The organism is Escherichia sp. AM3 (assembly GCF_032029835.1).
In the GTDB taxonomy this organism is placed as follows: Bacteria; Pseudomonadota; Gammaproteobacteria; order Enterobacterales; family Enterobacteriaceae; genus Escherichia; species Escherichia coli.
This window is the reverse complement of sequence record NZ_JAVUPQ010000155.1, coordinates 1-3,656: the sequence shown is the minus strand read 5'-3', so window position 1 is coordinate 3,656 and position 3,656 is coordinate 1. Positions and strand designations below refer to the sequence as shown.

The 3,656-nt window shown below is 46.2% G+C and carries 4 protein-coding genes; 2 read left to right on the top strand and 2 right to left on the bottom strand.

From position 1 onward, the window contains the following. Positions 1 to 933 (bottom strand): Sel1 family TPR-like repeat protein YbeQ (gene ybeQ, locus RTW80_RS23110; protein ID WP_312720379.1); only part of this gene is annotated, 933 nt, incomplete at its 3' end. Positions 934 to 1,096: 163 nt separating this feature from the next. On the opposite strand from ybeQ, the gene RTW80_RS23105 reads away from it, so the two are divergent. Together RTW80_RS23105 and RTW80_RS23100 are read left to right on the top strand one after the other, a co-directional pair. Then, complete coding sequence (locus tag RTW80_RS23105; RefSeq protein ID WP_000367023.1) at positions 1,097 to 1,804, top strand: DUF1266 domain-containing protein; 708 nt, start codon at positions 1,097 to 1,099, stop codon at positions 1,802 to 1,804. Continuing rightward, on the top strand, positions 1,801 to 3,228 hold the full coding sequence (locus RTW80_RS23100; protein ID WP_000786572.1) for a J domain-containing protein: 1,428 nt from the start codon (positions 1,801 to 1,803) through the stop codon (positions 3,226 to 3,228). Before RTW80_RS23105 ends, RTW80_RS23100 begins: the two co-directional genes overlap by 4 nt. Positions 3,229 to 3,237: 9 nt before the next feature. Here the strand turns inward: RTW80_RS23100 and RTW80_RS23095 are convergent. Continuing rightward, positions 3,238 to 3,656: tetratricopeptide repeat protein (locus tag RTW80_RS23095; RefSeq protein ID WP_140044423.1), on the bottom strand; the 419-nt coding region annotated here is incomplete at its 5' end.

The following is a 3,656-nucleotide window of genomic DNA, read 5'->3' as shown; positions in this document are numbered from 1 at the left end:
GGTTCCGGATGACTGAACTTTACGATACAGGTCGAGAGCCTGTCGGAGATCGACAGGTCTTCCTTCTCCGTAGTGATACATAATGGCCAGGTTATACCAGGCAGTGGCGTCATTGCATTCAGCGGCTTTCGTAAACCATTCAAAGGCAGCCTGATAATCTTTCTCAACGCCTTGTCCGTGTTTATACATATAACCGATGTTGACGTAAGCGCCGACGCTCCCCTGAGCGGCAGCCTTCAGATACCAGTACATCGCTTGCTTATAGTCCTGGTCCACCCCTTCGCCAGCGTTATAATCCCATGCAATTTGAAACTGGGCGTGCCGATTACCCTGCTGTGCGCTTTTCAAATACCAGAATGCGGCGAGTGTCTTGTTTTGAGCAACGCCTTTTCCGTCTTCATAAAGATCGGCCAGATTGTTTTGCGCGTCACTATGGCCTTGTAATGCAGCTTGTTTGTACCAGAAAAATGCCAGCGCATAGTCTTTTGCGACTCCGTTGCCATTTCTGTACATCCACCCAAGATTATTTTGCGCATAAGACATTCCGCTCTCCGCGGCTATCTGATACCAGACAACCGCTTCTTTATAATTGGGGGCTTCTCCACGATCCAGTGTCCAGCCAAGGGCGTTGGAAGCGAAAGTATGGCCTTGTAGGGCAGCTTTTTTCAGCCAGAAGATGGCTTGCTCATTATCTTTATGACGGCTTTTATCCTCGGTATACTTTTGCCCTAAGGAATACTGTGCTTCACAATGACCTTGCTCAGCGGCCAGCTTCAGCCAGTAAAAGGCTTTTTCGTCGTCCGGAGAATCAATTGCGCTATCGCGATTATAATAAAACCCAACAATATATTGAGCCTCGCAATCGCCTTTTTCAGCACGTTCGATAATCTCATCTATTGATAAATTATCGCAGCAACTTGACGTGAAAATCATTATCATTTCCTTATGGTTGCAGATAAAACATATTATATTTTTATGTGTTCCATTTTTGCGTAAGCCTTATTTTATGCGTATTATGTCGCGTCAGAAAAGTATAAATAAACGAGCCTCGCAATGCGGCTAATATTCATTTAATGAATATTTAAGGATAAATTATATGGACATGGAGTCGCAAAAAATATTGTTTGCACTTTCCACTCCGATGGAAATACGCAATGAATGCTGTTTACCTTCGCATTCATCACCCAAAATGTATTTAGGTACATGCTTTTTCGACCTTTCTTCCTCATGGGGAATTGATGACCGTGATGACCTGCTGCGCACAATTCACCGAATGATCGATAACGGTCATGCCGCTCGGTTGGCAGGGTTTTATCACCGCTGGTTTCGTTATTCGCCATGTGAATGGCGTGACTATCTTGCTGAACTAAATGAGCAAGGTCAGGCTTATGCGCAATTTGTCGCCAGCACCGCCGAATGCTGTGGCGAAGGGGGAATCAAAGCCTGGGATTATGTCCGGATGGGTTTTTTAAGCCGAATGGGCGTACTTAATAACTGGTTGAGCGAAGAAGAAAGTCTATGGATCCAGTCGCGCATTCATCTACGGGCTCTACGTTATTATAGTAACTGGCGGCAATACTTTGCCGGTTATACCTTTGGTCGGCAATATTGGCAGTCTCCCGAAGATGATCATCTGCCTTTATTACGCGAATTCTTAGCGCGTAAAGAATACGACGATTCCGGCAATGATATGTTTTATCAATTATTTGCCAGTGATGATGCGTATTACCCTACCTTGTCCTGGCAACCATTGGCTTACTATTCTGCATGCCCGGAAACGCTTAAGGATATGAGCGACCTATGAAAAATTGCTGGAAGATCCTCGATATAGAGGAAACGACTGACGTCGATATTATCCGCCGCGCTTATCTGGCGCTGTTACCGTCCTTTCATCCAGAAACCGATCCGCAGGGTTTTAAACAACTTCGTCAGGCGTATGAGGAGGCGCTACGGATTGCGCAGTCGCCTGCTAAATCTGTTTGGCAACCAGAAGAATATGAGGTAGCAGAACATGAAATTCTGCTCGCCTTTCGTGCGTTACTTGCCTCTGATAGTGAACGTTTTCTGCCCTCCGCCTGGCAGCGATTCATTCAGCAATTAAATTATTGCTCGATGGAGGAGATTGATGAATTACGCTGGTCGCTGTGCACAATCGCCATGAACACTGCCCATTTATCCTTCGAGTGCGTGGTGTTATTAGCAGAAAGATTGCGGTGGTTACAGGAGGAAAATACCGGGGAAATAGACGAAGAAGAACTGGAATCCTTTTTATATGCCATTGCGAAGGGGAATGTTTTTAACTTCCAGACCATTCTGCATCTGCCCGTTGCCGTGCAAAATGACACCATCGATTTTTACCAAATGTTCGCTCGGATTTGGTCATCGCATCCACAATGGCTGACATTGTATTTAGCGCAACATCGCGCAGTGATTATCCCCGATGATGCAAAACTGCACAGAAATTTACTCCGCTGGTATAGCGCAGGTCGCCTGGATATCCCCGAACTTCTGGATTACGCCCAGTCATGGCGGGAAACTGAACCTGATAATGAAGATGCGCCTTATTATGAATACGCGCAACGCGTCTATTGTGGAGAAGGCGAAAGCCTGTTGGCAGAACTTTGTGACTACTGGCGCGAGTATCCCTCCACCCAGGCGGATGCTTTAATGTTGCAATGGTGCCGTCAGCATCGGGTCGATTATTACCCATTACTGGTGATGATGATTGAAGCGCGTGATCTGGTTAACGATCAGGGAAAACCGCTACTTTATGTCCCCGGCGACAGCGCCCGTACGCGTTTTCATTTATACGAAATACTCAGCGATGAAAAACTCTCTGCGCTGGGGCGTTCACTGGTCGAGATGGTTTTGCACAAAGGACGTAAGCCGCGGATCTCACTCACGCGTGATACAGAACATACCTTATGGCCATTATATCTAGTTGCCAAACAATTAGTGCAGGCCTGCCAACCTACAGAAGAATCATTAATGCCGATTGTGAGCCGCCTTGATGCAGAAAATCGTTGTCCACTGGAAGCATTAATTATTCGTCGATTATTAATTCAGGCGGCGAATTTTACCGAGAAGCAAACTGTTGAACCGGAGCCGCAACCGCAGCCAATGCCCGTTGACGATGGTGGGCCAGGCTGTCTGGGCATCATTAAAATTATTTTCTATATTTTTATCTTTGCTGGTTTGATAGGGAAAATACTCCATCTGTTCGGGTGACAGTCGACGTTAATGTGCGGGAAGCCCGGCAAGTAATCTTTCCGCATTTTTGTAATGTTGTTTGGCGGCCAGTTTTAACCATTTTTGAGATTCATAATGGTTAACATTAATACCTGAGCCATTTCTGTAGATCAAACCTAAAGTATATTGAGCATGAGCATACCCTTGTTCAGCTGCTTCCTTATACCAGAGAATTGCTTTACGGGTGTCGGGTTTGACCCCCAGACCTTTGAGGTAGATCCACCCCAGTTTACTTTGCGCGCGTGGATTTTCCTGTTCCGCTGATTGCTCATACCAGTATCTCGCCTGTGTATAATCCAGTGGTTTACCGTCGCTACCATGAAGATAAAATTCTCCAAGGCGATATTGCGACGTTGAGTGACCATGAATCGCGGAAAGCTCCGTGGCTGCCGTGGTGAATGGAAGAC

What these genes read in the sequence shown, in the direction of transcription:
- RTW80_RS23105 (WP_000367023.1), top strand. Translation starts at nt 1,097, where the DNA reads ATGGACATGGAGTCGCAAAAAATATTGTTTGCACTTTCCACTCCGATG.
- RTW80_RS23100 (WP_000786572.1), top strand. Translation starts at nt 1,801, where the DNA reads ATGAAAAATTGCTGGAAGATCCTCGATATAGAGGAAACGACTGACGTC.